11 protein-coding genes are annotated in these 14,509 nt (G+C 72.8%); 4 read left to right on the top strand and 7 right to left on the bottom strand.

Annotation, left to right across the window (positions count from 1 at the left end):
- Window positions 1-40 precede the first annotated feature (40 nt).
- Complete coding sequence (locus D7X12_RS11810; RefSeq protein ID WP_147443616.1) at window positions 41-1,702, top strand: ligand-binding sensor domain-containing protein; 1,662 nt, start codon at window positions 41-43, stop codon at window positions 1,700-1,702.
- A gap of 3 nt (window positions 1,703-1,705) precedes the next feature.
- Here the strand turns inward: D7X12_RS11810 and D7X12_RS11805 are convergent, their stop codons facing one another.
- Window positions 1,706-2,809 carry a putative NPN-dependent ornithine cyclodeaminase gene (locus tag D7X12_RS11805; RefSeq protein ID WP_120625368.1) on the bottom strand — a complete coding sequence of 368 codons (1,104 nt, stop codon included), beginning with the start codon at window positions 2,807-2,809 and terminating at the stop codon, window positions 1,706-1,708.
- Window positions 2,810-3,129: 320 nt separating this feature from the next.
- Here D7X12_RS11805 and D7X12_RS11800 point away from each other — a divergent pair, with 320 nt between their 5' ends.
- Entirely contained in the window at window positions 3,130-3,846 is a 717-nt protein-coding gene (locus D7X12_RS11800) for a LysM peptidoglycan-binding domain-containing protein (RefSeq protein WP_120625390.1), read from the top strand.
- A gap of 263 nt (window positions 3,847-4,109) precedes the next feature.
- Entirely contained in the window at window positions 4,110-4,490 is a 381-nt protein-coding gene (locus D7X12_RS11795) for a response regulator (RefSeq protein ID WP_120625367.1), read from the top strand.
- Here D7X12_RS11795 and D7X12_RS11790 read toward each other — a convergent pair.
- Together D7X12_RS11790 and D7X12_RS11785 are read right to left on the bottom strand one after the other, a co-directional pair.
- A complete protein-coding gene (locus D7X12_RS11790; RefSeq protein ID WP_244224501.1) occupies window positions 4,487-6,391 on the bottom strand; it encodes a sensor histidine kinase in 1,905 nt (634 codons plus the stop codon). The genes D7X12_RS11795 and D7X12_RS11790 overlap by 4 nt on opposite strands.
- A gap of 137 nt (window positions 6,392-6,528) precedes the next feature.
- Window positions 6,529-6,810 carry a hypothetical protein gene (locus D7X12_RS11785; RefSeq protein WP_120625366.1) on the bottom strand — a complete coding sequence of 94 codons (282 nt, stop codon included), beginning with the start codon at window positions 6,808-6,810 and terminating at the stop codon, window positions 6,529-6,531.
- 179 nt (window positions 6,811-6,989) lie between these two features.
- Between D7X12_RS11785 and D7X12_RS44995 the strand changes: the two genes are divergently transcribed.
- Complete coding sequence (locus D7X12_RS44995; RefSeq protein ID WP_120625365.1) at window positions 6,990-7,679, top strand: response regulator; 690 nt, start codon at window positions 6,990-6,992, stop codon at window positions 7,677-7,679.
- A gap of 3 nt (window positions 7,680-7,682) precedes the next feature.
- Here the strand turns inward: D7X12_RS44995 and D7X12_RS11775 are convergent, their stop codons facing one another.
- The 4 genes from D7X12_RS11775 to D7X12_RS11760 all read right to left on the bottom strand — a co-directional run bounded on the left by D7X12_RS11775 (window position 7,683) and on the right by D7X12_RS11760 (window position 14,347).
- Window positions 7,683-10,649 carry a bpX6 domain-containing protein gene (locus tag D7X12_RS11775; RefSeq protein ID WP_244224500.1) on the bottom strand — a complete coding sequence of 989 codons (2,967 nt, stop codon included), beginning with the start codon at window positions 10,647-10,649 and terminating at the stop codon, window positions 7,683-7,685.
- A gap of 35 nt (window positions 10,650-10,684) precedes the next feature.
- Entirely contained in the window at window positions 10,685-12,496 is a 1,812-nt protein-coding gene (locus tag D7X12_RS11770; RefSeq protein ID WP_120625388.1) for a hypothetical protein, read from the bottom strand.
- Window positions 12,493-12,954, bottom strand: coding sequence for a bpX5 domain-containing protein (locus D7X12_RS11765; protein ID WP_120625363.1), 462 nt, complete (start codon window positions 12,952-12,954; stop codon window positions 12,493-12,495). Before D7X12_RS11765 ends, D7X12_RS11770 begins: the two co-directional genes overlap by 4 nt.
- A 235-nt stretch (window positions 12,955-13,189) precedes the next feature.
- Window positions 13,190-14,347, bottom strand: a complete 1,158-nt coding sequence (locus tag D7X12_RS11760; RefSeq protein WP_120625362.1) for an AAA family ATPase — start codon at window positions 14,345-14,347, stop codon at window positions 13,190-13,192.
- Between the last annotated feature and the right edge of the window lie 162 nt (window positions 14,348-14,509).

The raw sequence follows: 14,509 nt of genomic DNA, 5'->3' as shown, positions 1-14,509 counted from the left end.
GCTGCCAAGGCTGGCCCGGGGTTCGCATTGAGGGTGGGGCGTGATGCTCTCCGCCCTCACTGCCCTGGCCCTCGCGGCCACCGTCACCAACACCGAGACCGTGCACGACCTGGAGCCGTTTGGCGGCCACGTCGTCGCGTGCACCGAAGGGGGCCTGGAGCTGTTCACGGCCGCCGGCCGCCCGGTGCGCGTGCTCACGGTCGAGGACGGCCTGCCGGGCCACTTCTGCCGCGCGCTGGAGTCCACCGGCGACCGGCTCTTCGTGGCCACCGATGAGGGGCTCGTGTCGTTGGACACCGGCTTCCGCGTGACGCCGGTGCTGGACGTGCGCTGGCAGGCCCTGCCCGCCGCCGAGGACGCGAGCACCCCGGACTACGTGAGCCGGTTGGAGTCACTGGCCGCCGTGCTGTCACCGGGCGCCACGTACACCGCGTTCTCGCCCCGCTTCGCGGGCACGGCGGAGGGGCGTCTGTTCGAGCTGGGCACCCAGCGCGCGTGGGCCCTGCCCGGTCCGGTGCGCTTCCTCTCCGATACGAAGGACGGCGTGGACGTGGGCACCAGCGAGGGCGCCTTCACCATCGACGGGCGTGGACGTCTCGCGGCGGTGGGCACCGTGCCCACGGGCCCCCTGTCGTTCAGTGTCACGGAGCACGGCGTGCGCATCGTCGGAAGCAACGGGGACGTGCGCGCGTGGGGCGCTCCCCGCTCCGATGAACCAGCGAGCGTTCCCTCCGGCGCCACCGTGCTGACCGGCGACTGGGCGGGCACTCGCGCTTCGGGTGCTTTCATTCGTGAGGCGAAGGGCTGGCGCCGCGTGACGCCCACCGGGCAGCTCTGCGGCAATCACATCACCGCGCTCGCCCGGCACAAGGGCCGGCTCGTCGTGGGCACGTTCGACCGGGGCGCCTGCTGGCAGCGCGATGACAGCCGGTGGCAGACCTTCCGCACGCCCGCGCTCCCCAGCAACCAGGTGCTGGGCCTCACCAGCGATGGACAGAACCTCTACGTCGCCACCACCTATGGCCTGGGCCTCCATGACGGGAAGACCTGGACGCAGCTGGCCTACGGCGGCCGCAACCCCGTGGCCCTCGGCAAGCTGTCCGTACTGGGCGCCTCACGGATCCAGGACGGCGTGGCGCTCGTGGATGGACGCGGCCTGTCTGTCGTCACCCCGGGCAGCTCTCCCCTGTCACTCGTGCGTCGGCTGCCCCTGCCCGAAGGCTGGAGCGAACATCCCTCCGTCGCGGAAGGCTCCGGCCGCTTCGTCTGGATGGGCAGCGAGGACCGAGGCCTGCTGCGCTGGGACGGCGAGCGCTGGCAGCGCTTCCACGACGGGCGCGACCTCACCGACAACTGGGTGACGGCGCTGTCCACCGACGCGGAGGGACGCGCCATCGCGGGCACCTGCCAGGACGGCTTCAGCTACTTCGACGGCGCACGGTGGACCCGCGTGCCCACCGCGCCCGGCCTGCCCTCGCCCGCCATCGTCGCCGCCGCGCTCGTGCCCGGTGGAGCGCTGGTCGGCACGCTGCTCGGAGCGTCGTACTTCGACGCGGGCACCGGCGCCGTGCACGCCCTGCCCCGGCTGGCGGATCCGCGCGTGTACGCGGTCCTCCCGGAAGGAGACACCGCGCTGTTCGGCACCGAGGGCGGCCTGTCCCGCGCGACCTGGAAGCCCTCGGCCGCCGTCAGCCGGCGCTGAGGCCTACGCGCGCTTCGCGGCGGCGGCGCGCGACGCCAGCTCGCGCTCCACGTACAGCCGCAGGATGTGCATGAAGTCCTGCGCGTTCGTCACCACGCCGAACGCCTGGTGCGTGCCCCGGTCCTTCAGCTTGCTCACCACGAACTCGGACGAGTCCACGCAGATGGTGGGCAGCTCGCGCAAGCTGCCGTCCGCCTCCGTGACGAACGCCGGCAGCATGTTGCCCGTCGCGATGGCGTGCAGCGCCGTCGCCACCAGCACCGCCATCGTCGCCTTCACCGCGTGCCGCCGCATCACGTCCTGCGCCTCCAGGTTGTCCGTCACCACGTCCGGCAGCGGCCCGTCATCCCGGATGGAGCCCGTCAGCACGAACGGGACCTTGTGCACCACGCACGCGTGCATGATGCCGTTGGTGATGACGCCCGCCTCCACCGCCTTCGCGATGGAGCCCGCCCCCCGCACCCGGTTGATGGCGCGCATGTGCAGCCCGTGGCCACCGGAGGTCGCCTCGCCCACGCCGCTCATCCCCAGCGTGGTGCCGAAGATGGACGCCTCGATGTCGTGCACCGCCACCGCATTGCCCGCGAGCAGCGCGCCCACGAAGCCGTTCTCCACGAACCACGTCATGTCCGTGCGCGCCCGCGAGTGCACCAGCGCCGGCCCCGTCACCCAGATGGGATAGCCGCCCCGCTCGCGCTCCTCCACCAACAGCCGCGCCATGTGCGCGTAGTCGATGGGCTTCTCGCGCGACACCTCGCTCGTCATGAACTTGAACTCGCCCTCCCCGCCCGACGCCAGGTAGGCCATGTTCACGAACACGCCCTCGCTGCCGTCCTCCGCGAACCCCACCACCACGCGCTCGCCCGCGCGCACCCGCCGGCCCTCGCGCACCCACAGCTCTCCCTGCGCGTCCAACACCAGCGCGCCGTCCATGCGCGGCTCGCGCGGCATCCGCCACCGCCCCTCCACCCGCACATAGGTGGGCAGGTTCGTCGTGGTGAAGAAGCCCTCGGGCAGCACGCCGTCCCGGGGCGCTGGCGTGAGGCGCGCGTCCGGGAAGCCGGCGAACCGCGCCGCCGTGAAGTCGGGATGAGCAATGGTCGTCACCCCGACACCATGCGCGGCGCCCCCCACCCCGTTCAAGCGCCGTGCACCCCCACGTCCGAAGCACGACGCCCCACTCCCCGGAAATCCCCGGGAATTGCGCGCCGCGGCATCCCTCCGGGCGTCCAGCGAGGGTGGAAGCGTCTCAAGAGGCGAGACTTTGGGGCCGGAGATTCCGCTCCAGGTGTGACCTTGCCTCCCATGTGCGCGCTTGCAGTGAAAATCAGGATGCGAAGCAACCCGGACTTCTTGAATGCCGAGAATGGAAACAATCGCAGCCGGTGACCGAGGTCGGGTCACTGCTCCCCCTCCCGGAGCCCCCCATGAGCAGCTACTCCATCAAGTCTGGCGACACCCTGTCCGGCCTGGCCAAGCGCTACAACACCAGCGTCAGCGCCCTGATGAAGGCGAACCCGGACATCAAGGACAAGAACCTCATCTACGCCGGCAAGAGCCTGAACATCCCGGGCTCCAAGGACAGCTTCGAGCCCGGCACCTCCGGCACGCGTGGCGGCACGGGCGGCTCCAGCGGCACGGGCGGCACCAGCGGCGGCGGCAACGTGACGGCCCCTGCGGGCGGCGCGGGCCCGGGCACGCGTGGCCCCGGTGGCAGCCCGTTCGACATCGCCCAGTCGCACCTGGGCAAGAACGCCGGCTCGCTGAAGATGGAAGGCAGCGGCGTGGGCGCGGACATGGAGGACTGGGTCCCCAACAACGTGAACTGCGCCAACTTCGTCTCCGCGTGCCTGGAGCAGGCGGGGCAGATCAAGGACAGCCAGCACAGCGCCTCCGTGATGACCCTCCAGGCCAACCTGGACAAGGACCCGAACTTCAAGCGCGTGGACCTGAAGGACGCGAAGCCCGGTGACGTGGTCTCCATGAAGGTGGGCAGCGGCCAGCACGTGGTGATGTTCGCGGGCTGGAAGGACGGCAAGGCCCAGTTCATCGGCTCCAACAACGTGAACAGCGACGGCTCGCAGCGCATCAGCCTCACGTCGATGAACTACCCCATCATGTCCGTGCACCAGTACCGCGGCTGAAAGCGACGGCCTTCTTCGCCGCGCCCGCCACACCCCGGAGGGGCCTTTCGCCTCCCGCGCCCACCGCGCGGGAGGGGGAGGCCCCTTCCTCGTTTCCACGTTTCCACCTCCATGCCCTCCTCCCGGCGCCCCCTGACTCCTGCCCCGGGAGGCACCGGAGTGCCGCCGGCTCCACAGTGAGCGGCCCGGACGTCCAGGGCTGGACGTTCCCGGGGGGCGGGGGCTTTCAGGCGGGGCCGGCCGGGAGGAGGCTGGGGAGCGCCATGCGAAGCCTCATCCTCCTCGTGGAAGACCATGTTGACAGCCGGGAGATGCTCGAGGAGTTCCTCACGCTCGAAGGCTTCGCCGTGGAAGTCGCCGGCAACGGCCTGCACGCGTGGGAGCGCCTGAGGCGTCAGCCCGTGCCGGACGTGATGCTGCTGGACCTGATGATGCCGGTGATGAGCGGCTGGGAGCTGATGGAGCGCGTGCAGAAGGAGCCGCGCTTGAAGGGCCTGCCCGTCATCGTCGTGTCAGGCGCGGGCGCCACGCGGCCCGTCCCCCAGGGCATCCGCGCCTCCATCCCGAAGCCGCTGGACCTGGACGACCTGATGCGCGCGCTGGAGCCGTTTCGCTCGCAGCCCGAGTTAGCCGCCGCCTACTAGGCGCGGGCCTCTTCGCGCGGCAGCAGGACGCGGAAGGCCGTGCCCTCCGAAGCGCGCGAGCGCACCTCGATGCGGCCCCCGTGGCCCTTCACCACCTGTTCGACGATGAAGAGCCCCAGCCCCAGGCCGCCGTGCGCCTTGCCGCCGCCGTGCCGGAAGGGGTTGAACAGGTGCGGCAGCACGTCCGGCGGGATGGGGTCGCCGCCGTTGTGCACCTCCAGCATCACCTGATCGTCCTGGTCCGACAGCGTGAAGCGGACCGGGGAGTCCACCGGGCTGTACTGGAGCGCGTTGCCGCCCAGGTTGCTCACCACCTGGAGCAGCCGGTCCGCGTCCCAGGCGCCGTCGTAGCGGCCCGGGCCTATCTGGAGCGTGAGGGAGCGCTCGGGCCACGCCGCCTCCAGCTCCTCCACCCCCTGGCGCACCACCGCGCGCACGTCGCCGGGCACCCGTTCGATGGGGAGCCCACCGCCCAGCCGGCTGCGCGTGAAGTCCAGCAGCTCGGAGATCATCCGCGCCATCCGCTCCCCGGAGCGGGCGATGCGGGACACGGCCTTGCGCTCGCGCTCCGGGAGCGTGTCGCCGTGCAGCAGCTTCGTCACCGACAGCTGGATGGCGTTGAGCGGGTTGCGCAGGTCGTGGCTGACGATGGCGATGAAGCGCTCGCCGAACTGCGCCGCCTCGCGCGCGGCTTCTTCCGCGCGCCGGCGCTCGGTGACGTCCACCAGGGTGACGACGCCCGCGACAATCTGGCCTTCCGAGTCGCGCACGGGCGCGCTGGAGCCCAGCAGGTTCGCGGTGGTGCCGTCGGGGCGCCGCACCACCAGCGGCTCCGCCTGGCGCGTCTCGCCCGTCTGCAGCGCGCGCACCAGGGGCCAGGCCTCTTCCGTCAGGGGCTGCCCCTCCGCGGTGAAGATCTGATGGGCCGGCTCGTAGTCCGTCACGTGGGTGGAGGACCGGAAGGGGTGGCCCAGGAGCGACTCCAGCGCGCGGTTGCCCAAGAGCAGCCGGCCGCTGGGAGCCTCCGCGATGAGCACGCCCACGGGGAGCTGATCCAACACCGCGGACAGCCGCGCGCGCTCCGCCTCGATGGTGGCCAGCAGCCGCTGCCGCTCCGCCTCCGACTGGCGGCGCTGGGTGATGTCCAGCACCGTGGCGGCGCGGCCCACGCGGCGGCCCGTCGCGTCGCGCAGGGACGTCACGTGCACGAAGGCGGGGAAGCGGCTGCCGTCACCGCGCAGGTGCAGCGTTTCGTATTCGTGCGCCGGCTTGGAGCTGGCGGCCGCGAGGTGCCGGGGCAGCGCCCCGCGCGACTCGGGCGCCACCAGGTCCTCCAGCCGCAGCCCCTTGAGCGCCTCGACGGGCTGGCGGTGCATGCGCGCGAGCGCGGGGTTCGCCGCCACGAGCGTGCTGTCGTCCGCGCTCATCACGCCCACGCCCACGCCCAGGTGGGTGAAGACCTCCTCCCAGGTGCGCTGCCCGGCCGCATCGGGGTGCGCCTGTTCGAGCATCGCCACGGCGCGCGCCTCGTGCAAGCGGGCCTGGACATGGGCCTCGAGCGCCGCCGCCTCCACCGCGTCCACGGCCTCGTGGAAGCGCTCCTCCTTCGCCAGGACCCCGTCCTCCCGCTCCATGCCGGGCTGTTGCCGCCACAGCCGCAGCACCGTGTCGCGCAGGCGCCGGAAACCCGCGCCCACGGGGCGGCCGTCAGGGCCCCGTACGAGGAGCGCCGCCTCCCGCGCGAGTTCCTCGGAGATCCGGGCCAGGGGGTTCGCCATCCGGGCCGCGACGGCCCCGAGCACGTGCGTGAAGGTGTCGCCGGAGCCGGGGGCTTCGCGGATCCACGCGTCCTGGAGGACATCCCGGGACTGAAAGAGGAAATCGGCCAGGGGCAGGGACACGGAGCGAGGCTCGCAAGCAGGGGACAAGGCCCGGAACGGGGAGGGAATCCAGGGGGTTGCAGCGACAGCAGGCCCTGGAAGCCCGGCCTCCGACTTAGGCGGCCCCCTCGCACGGGACAAGCACCGTGTGAGCCCCTTCAGGAGGAAGGCGGTGGCACGATGCAGAGGGGTCGCAGGGTGGTCAACCGCAGCAGCCCCTCGCCCGGTTCCACCCGGTAGCGGACCTGGAAGCCGCAGGCGAGCAACGCGGCCCCCTCCCTCCCAGGCAGCGGCACCGGGACGCCCGGCATCAGGCTGGCGAGTGCCCCCAGTTCCTCCTGGAGCTGCTCGCGCACCCCCGAGGGGCACGCCGAGAGGGTGTGCACCACCTGGGGCTCAAGCTGGAAGCGGTAGGCCATGACGGCCGCAAGAGTGTGCATTGCCACCCACCTGCAACAAGACAGCCTGACGGTCATTGTCTTTGTTGGCAGGTGGGCGTCTGGGGGGAACAGTCCTCTCGGAATCAATGTCGGACAGGCGATGCTCGGGCCGGTGCTCGGGCCCTCAATTGGACATGGGTCCCATTTGAGAAACCTGGAGAAAGCGGGTCGAATCAGGGATGGCCATGGGGATGCACCACCTGCTGCTCGTCGAGGACGATGAGACGTGGCGGGACGGCGTGGGCCGTGCCGCGCGCGAAGCAGGCTTCCAGGTGACGCCGGTGTCGGACGGCACCGAGGCGCTGGCGTGGCTGAATCAACGGCCGCGGGCGCAGCACCCGGACCTCATCCTGCTGGACCTGCTCTTGCCTCGCGTGGACGGGTGGGAGCTGTACGGCCGGCTGCGCACGGACGCGCGGCTGCGACACCTGTCGGTGATGATGATGTCCTCCGCCCGGGGCCTTCCCCCGGAGGTGCCGTTGAGCGGGGTGGTGGGCTTCCTGCACAAGCCGGTGCAGCCCGAGGAGCTGGTGACGGAGCTGACGGAGCGCCTGCGCGAGCTGCCCCGCCGCGCGGAGCAGACGCCGCGCGTGCCGTACGCGCTGCGGCTGCCGGACGCGTCACTGTATTCGCTGCACTCCCTTCCGGACCCCATCCGCCACGCGGTGCGCGTGCACCTGTTGCGCGCCGCGGAGCTGGCGGCCACGGAGCTGCCGCTGGCGTCGTCGTGGCTGATGGCGCTGCACAGCGAGCAGCCCTCGCTGCTGGTGACGGTGGAGGGTGTGCGGGTGGTGCTGGAGGTGGACGACGACGCGTGCGCGCTGACCGCGAGCATCGTCATCGTCCCCAGCCACCTGCGCGCCTCCTGACGCTCACGCCACCGGCACGCGGTGGACCTCACCGGAGTGCAGGTCCAGCCACACCACCCGGCCGAGCAGGTCGTGGACGACGAACCACTCCTCCGTGAGTCGCACGACCTGGGGCGGGGTGCCGGTGAACTCGACGCTCGCGCGCAGGTTTCCGGCGACGTCGCGAAGGTGGGTGGTGCGCGTGGTGCCCGCGCTCAGCCGCGTCAGGCTCCAGCCGCTCCCCAGCACCAGCCCCACGCGCGAGGGCTCCCGCAGCGGCACGACGTGGTTCGGTCGGGACACGAAGGGCACCAGGATGCTCCCCCGGACGGGGGTCTCCTCTTCGGGGGAGACGGAGCGCGCCGCCACCGCCTCGCCATCCGCCGTGAGCGCGTGGATGTCCGGCATCCCGGCCCTGCACTCCACGTCCGCGCGGTGGCGCAGGGTGGGGCCGCCCTCCAGGGCATAGCCCCAGCGCTCCAGGCGGTGGAAGTCCTGCTCCGCGGAGAGGTGGAGGACGAGGAAGGACAGGTGCTGTTCGTCCACGGCCAGCTCCAGCACCGCGCCGCCCACCTGCGGCACCCGCCAGAGGGAGCGCAGGTCGTCCGCCAGCGCGTCCACCATCAGCACGGCGTCGCGCACGGCGACGAACCACCGGTCCCCGTCGTACGTGGGGGCCCACGCGCCCAGCTCCATGTCACACCAGCGCGAGGCCCGGCGCGCCACCAGGTCCAGCCGGGACAGGCGCCACACGTCGCCCCGGCGTGCGAGCGCGAGCGCGCGGTCCCCCTGCGTGGAGACCACCAGCGAGAACGCCGGCACGTCGAACCAGGCCAGCGTCCGCCCGTCCGCGTCGACCAGCCGCGCGCCCGCCTCCCCCAGCGCGAGCAGCACGCGCCGGCCCGGCAGCACCACCGCGTCATGCACCGCGTGGGCGCCCGCGTCGCTCTCCTCCAGCGTCACCCCCTGGGCCGGCAGCGTTGTGAGCGCGGACCACCCGGGGGCAGGTGTCGCCGTGTGCATCGGCAGGTCCGTGCGGAGCGCGGCCATCGCGGGTTCCTTCATGGCGCGCATCCGCCGCAGGAGCATGTCCAGGCGCAGGGAGTGGTCCGTCACGCGGTCGCGCATCAGCGCGCGGAACGTGGGGACGAGGAGCGCGGCCTGGGCGTCGGAGGGCTCCTCTCGCAGCAGCTCCGTGGCGAAGGCGAGGCGCTCCGGGGCGCGCTCGGCGGAGGTGTCCGACAGCAGCGCCTCCACCTGCCCGCGCGCCGCGCCGAAGCCGTCCGGGAACCCGAGCATCCAGTGCACCAGCAGCTTCGCGCCGCTCACGCCGCCCGTGCGCACGCCCCGCTCCACCCAGGCGCGGGCCAGGTGGCGCGCGGACGTGACGGGCCAGAGGGCCTCCACCGCGCGGGCCCAGTTTCCGGCCTCCGCGAGCGACTCCGCCCACAGGAGCCGCAGCGCTTCGGCTTCGCGCGGATGGGACTTCTCCAGGCGCAGCACCGCATCCGCGAACGCGCCTCCGCGGCGTGCGATGGCCACCGCGCGCGCGACGTCCTTCGCCAGCAACCACTGGCGCACCACGAGGCCCGCGGGCAGCTCACGGCCCTCGGCCAGCTCCGCGGCCAATCGCAGACGGCCGTGACGCTCCAGGAAGGACACGGCCTCTTCCGCGGCGTTGAGCAGCTCCGCCAGGACGAAGGCGGCTTCGTCGATGCGCCCCTCGCGCTCCAGCCGGCGGAAGGTGGTGCGGTAGCGCTCGCGCAGGGCCTCGAACACGGCGGGGCCGCCGCCGAAGACCTGGGCGCTGCCGGCGTTCCCGCGCGGCTGGATGCGCAGCTGTTCGCGCGGGCCTGGGACGCCCAGGGCGAGCTGGGCCTGGGGGTCCGGATCCCTGCCGAGGGGAATCGCGTGGCGCAGGGCTTCGTCGAGCCTGCCTTCCTCGAACATCTCCAGGAGATTGCGCAGGTAGTCGCCCTTGCGCCGGCCCACGAGCGCACCCAGCGGCGTGTGCTGGAGCATCCACGCCTTCATCCGTTCGAACGCGCTGGGGCCGGGCGGAGGCGCCTGGGTGGGCGCGGCCTGCGTGCCCTGGGTTGCATTCGTCGCACCGGAGGGCGCGGATGCGGCGCCCAGCCACGCGAGCAGGCGTGAGAGCACGCCCTGACGCTGCACTGTCATTGCGCTTCCCGGAGCAGCTTCGGGCCTTGCACCGAAGGCCTGGCGCAAGCGTGAGAACAAGCCCCCACGTTGCACGGGCTTCAAACCAAAGGCTCGGCGCACCCGTGCGGTTCGCTCCCTCCGCTGCGCCATCTCGGCGGTCTCCGAAGCGGCTGCGAAGCTCGCACCGAAGGCCCGTCGCAACCGTGCGAACACTCCCTCGCGCCGCACGGCGACCGTCTCTCCAGGCTGCCGGGAGAAGACGCGGCGCAGGCGCGCGAACCACCCCTCGCGCCGCGCGACGACCGTCTCTCCCCGCCCCTCCATGAGCGCCAGCATCCGCTGGGCCTCGGGCGCGAGCGCGGGCACTCCCGGTCCGAACGACTCGCGCGTGGGCGGCGGCAGGGGCGCCAGCATGTGCCGCAGGGCCGGCGGAGGCGCGCCCAATCCCTTCACCTGCATCCGCTGCCAGCCGGACACGTCCAGCCACGACCCCAGGTCCACCTGCCGCAGCTCACCGGGCACGTACAGCCGCGCGACCCCCTCATGCACCAGCACGACCGCTCCAGGCGGTGGCGCCAGTCGCTCGCGCTCCTTCGAGGCCAGCGGCGCGCTGGTCAGCACGCCCGACTCCAGCACCAACGGCAGGCCCGGCGCGGCGTCCACGGCCACCTTGCACGGCGTCGCCAGCCGCAGCAGGTGGCCACCCGCCAGCGCCCAGACGGTGGCCCCCGGCCTCCACGCGGCCAGCACGCGGACACGGGCCTCGGTCGCGCCTGTCGTTCCGGGATGGAACCAGAAGGCCGCCGCCAGCACGGTTCCCCGGTGCACGTGAACCCGGGGACTCAGGGCTCCAGACGGTTCGCTCACGGCATGGTCCCCGGCAGTGCGCGGTAGAGGACCGTCTTCTCCATCAGGTCCCACAGCACCAGCTCCCCCGACTTCGTCAGCCAGCCGAACACCGGCTGCCCATGGCTCGCCTCCGCCTGCACCACGTCGTCACCGGCCACGGTCAGGATCTGGGGGGCATGCTGCGAGAGGAAGGAGAACGTCCGCAGGTCGGGGCCGAGCGTGAGCATCCCCGCTGGGGAAGGCGCGGGAGGCTGCACCACGCCCACCACGCGCTGCTGTGTGGGAACCAGGACCTCCACCATTCCCGTGTCCAGGAACAGCCGCCACGTGTCCGCCGAGTGGCGCACCGCCAGCAGCCCCGCTTCGGGATGCGCACCGGAAGGGGAGTAGCCGAAGAACGCGTCACCCTGACGCGCATTGAGCGGAGCGACCCGGGGCTCCTCCTCCCCCAGCACCGCGAGCCGCGCGACCAACGCCAGGCCCCTGCCGTCCGGAGGCGGGGGCCGCATCACGCAGACGGGCGTGTTGCGCACCTCGGCCATCGCGGAGACGTGCGGCTCCAGCGGGAGGAGCGGCACGGTGCCCGCGGCCCTGGGGGGCGGAAGCGAGAACAGCTGCTCTCGTCGGTCCCGCATCCAGAGCTGCTCCTGGCCCTTGGAATCCACCCAGCTCATGAGTCGGAGGGGCAGCGCTCCCGCCGGCGGATCCGGTCGCTCCGCCTCCACCTGCGCGTGGTAGCGCCCCTTGCGGAGCCCGTCGGGCATCTTCACCTGCCCGTGCATCACGTACTCGTCTCCCGTGCGCGCCAGCACCAGCAGCCCCCCCGAGGAGCGCCAGCCCGCCGCGACGACGCGCATCCCCGAAGGCACCAGGAGGCGCCGGGGCTTGGGCAAGGTCGCGCGCGGCGAGTGCGGCACCGCCATGGCCGCGACGCTGCCATCCGTGTAATGCAGCAGCAGGCGGCGGCCATCCCCGGAGAACGCGAAGCCGAGGAGGCGCTTCTCCTGCCGGACCACCGCCTGCCCCGAGAGGCTCTGGCCCAACGGGTTGCGCAACAGCCGCACGCAGTCGTCTGGAGACGGAAGCTCCAGCACCACCGACCGCGCGACGCGCGCCGCGGGCCGCACGTCCACCGTGAGCCGGTGCGCGCCGGGCTCCATCGGCTCCGTCACCTCCACGCGGGACATCCCCTCCGCGCCGTCCAGCCGCGCCAGACGCGGAGCCCCCACCAGCCACACATCCCCGGGGGCCTGCTGGAGGGCGAGCGCCTCGCGCCACGCGGTCAGGTGGTGGGATGCCACGGGCTCGACGGAGCGGGCCTCCAGCCACTTCAGCAGGGAGTTGCCGTCCAGGCCCGTGTGCGGGCCACGCAAGGGGTCGGACTGGAGCGCGCCCCAGGTGAACGCGGCGCCCGCGGCCTCGGCCCTGCGCGCGAGCACGACGAGCAACGCGAGGTGCGCGATGCGGGGCAGGCCCAGTTGATCCGGTCCTGCGTCCAGCAGCACCACCGTGCGCAGGGCCCCGCGCGGCTGCCGGAACGCGGGCTTGAGGAAGGACAGCTCACCGAACGCCGCGCGGCGCACCAGCTCCTCCGGAGCCTCCAGCGCCCACAGCCATTCACTGACGAGCAGCCGCTCGAAGGTGCCCCTCCGGGTGAGCCCGTCATAGCCCTGCGGCTCACCGCCCTCCGCTTCACCGCGAGGCCGCAGTCCCCCGAGCGCCGCCGACAGCCGCGCCACCTGCGCGCCCAGTTGGAGCGCGAGGTCATTCGGGAAGAGGGAGAGCTGCGTCGCCCAGGGGCGCAGCGCCGGAGGCAGCGCGGTCACGTCCCGGCCTCCGTCCCCTTCGCCGACGTGAGCCACGCTTCCAGCGAAGCGCGCACGACCTGCTGGGCCGCGCCCACGGGTACGAGCTGTCCGGAGGCAGGCAGCACCGCGAGCGGAGCATCCCCCTGCCCCGCCAGCAACGCGCGCTCCAGCAGGGACACCGCCACCTCCGGCTCCAGCGCGCACGGCAGCAGGAGCGCGGGGGCCAGCGGATCACGCCCCAGGTAGACCACGCCCTCCACCCACGGAAGCGAAGCCTCAGCGCCCAGGAGCACGAGCACGTCCGGGCCCGCGACCCCGCTCCACGCCGTCAGCGCCGCATCGTCCGCGAGCAGGGCCCGCTGTCCCAGCACATGCGCCACCGCGCCCACGCCCGCCACGGCGACGGGCTCCAGGGGTGCGGCCCTGGAACGCCAGCGCACGGGCAGCCCCGCGACGCGCTCCGCTTGCGGCCTCATGACGCCCTTGCCCTCAACGGAGGTGAGACTTTCCGGACCGCAGTACACAAAGACGCGGAAGGCCGAGAGCCTGCCCTCGAAGAGAAAGTCTCGGCCCTGGGACGCCAGTGCACGGGCAGCCCCGAGGGTTTCCGGACCGCCGTACACAAAGACGCGGAAGGCCGAGAGCCTGCCCTCGAAGAGGGATGCCCCGCCACGCGGATACAGCCCCGCGAGCGTTGGATTCGACGCACCTTCACGCCGCCCGCGCCCCCGCGGGGGTCAGCGCCGCCGCCACCTCCGCCCGCAGCGCGCGCAACACGTCCGGCAGCGACTCCGGCGCGAAGCCCGCGTCCATCTCGCGCGCCACGCCCTCCAGCTTGAGCCGCCACGCGGCCAGCGCGTCCCCCTCCGCGTCCGGAGGCCGCGTCTCCAGCAGCACCCGTCCCGCCTGCGCGATGCGCTGCGCCCGCGCGAGCGGCCCCGCGCTCGCCTCCAGCGCCGCGGCCGGCAGCGCCGCGTTCTCCGACGCGGAGAGCACATCGCGCAGCACGTCCCGCGCGAGCGCCTGCGCCTCCTTCGTGGGCACCGCGTAGACGAGCGGCCACAGGTCCGCCACGCCCGGCGTCGCGCGCCCCGCCAGCGCCGCCGCCGCCGCCACCAGCCGCTGCACCTTCACCGCCCGCCGGTCCGACAGGACGATGCCCGCGGCCCGCAGCGTCCGCAGCGCTTGCGCCAGGTGCGGGCGCACCGGCGCCAGGTCCGCGTCGCGCGCCGCGCCCGCCACCACGTCCAGCGACTCCAGCGAAGCCACCCGGGGCGCCGCGTCCCGCCACAGCGATGCGCCGCCCGCGAGCAGCTCCTCCAGCCGCGGATCCGGCACCGGATCCAGGAAGATGCGCGCGAGGAAGCGGTCGGAGAAGGCCGCCAGCGCGTCGTCCTCCGGCAGCGCGTTGGACGCGCCCACGCACACCCGCAGCGGACACTGCATGCGCGTGTGCCCACGCCGGAAGGTGCGCTCGTTGAGCAGGCCCAGCAGCGTGTTGAGGATGGCGGTGGAGCCCAGGAACACCTCGTCCAGGAACGCCACCTCCGCCTCCGGCAACATGCCCGCCGTCTCCGTCTCCACCAGGCCTTCGCGCAGCTTGCGCAGGTCCACCGGCCCGAAGATTTCAGACGGCTCCGTGAAGCGTCCCAGCAGGTACTCGAAGTATGAGCCGCCAAGCGCCCGAGCCGTCCGCCGCACCGCCTCGCTCTTCGCCGTGCCCGGCGGCCCGATGACGAGCAGGTGCTCCCCCGCCACCGCCGACAGCGCCACCAGCTCCACCATCGCCTCGCGCTCCACCAGCCCCTGGCCTGCGTCGATGAGGGCGTCGCGGACGGTGGCCGCCGCGACTTCGAACGTAACGGACATGGGCGCGAGCCTAGCCGGTGCGCATACACTGGCGCGATGGGAACGAAGTGGACGTGGCTGGCGCTGGCGGGGGTGTTGGGGACGGGGCCAGCGCTGTCTCTTATACTCATCTCCGAGCCCACGAGACCGGAGCCTACCTCGTATGCCGTCTGCTACCTGAAA

The organism is Corallococcus sicarius (genome assembly GCF_003611735.1).
Taxonomy (GTDB): domain Bacteria; phylum Myxococcota; class Myxococcia; order Myxococcales; family Myxococcaceae; genus Corallococcus; species Corallococcus sicarius.
The sequence above is the reverse complement of the archived record's forward strand: the minus strand, read 5'-3'. Positions and strand labels throughout refer to the sequence as shown.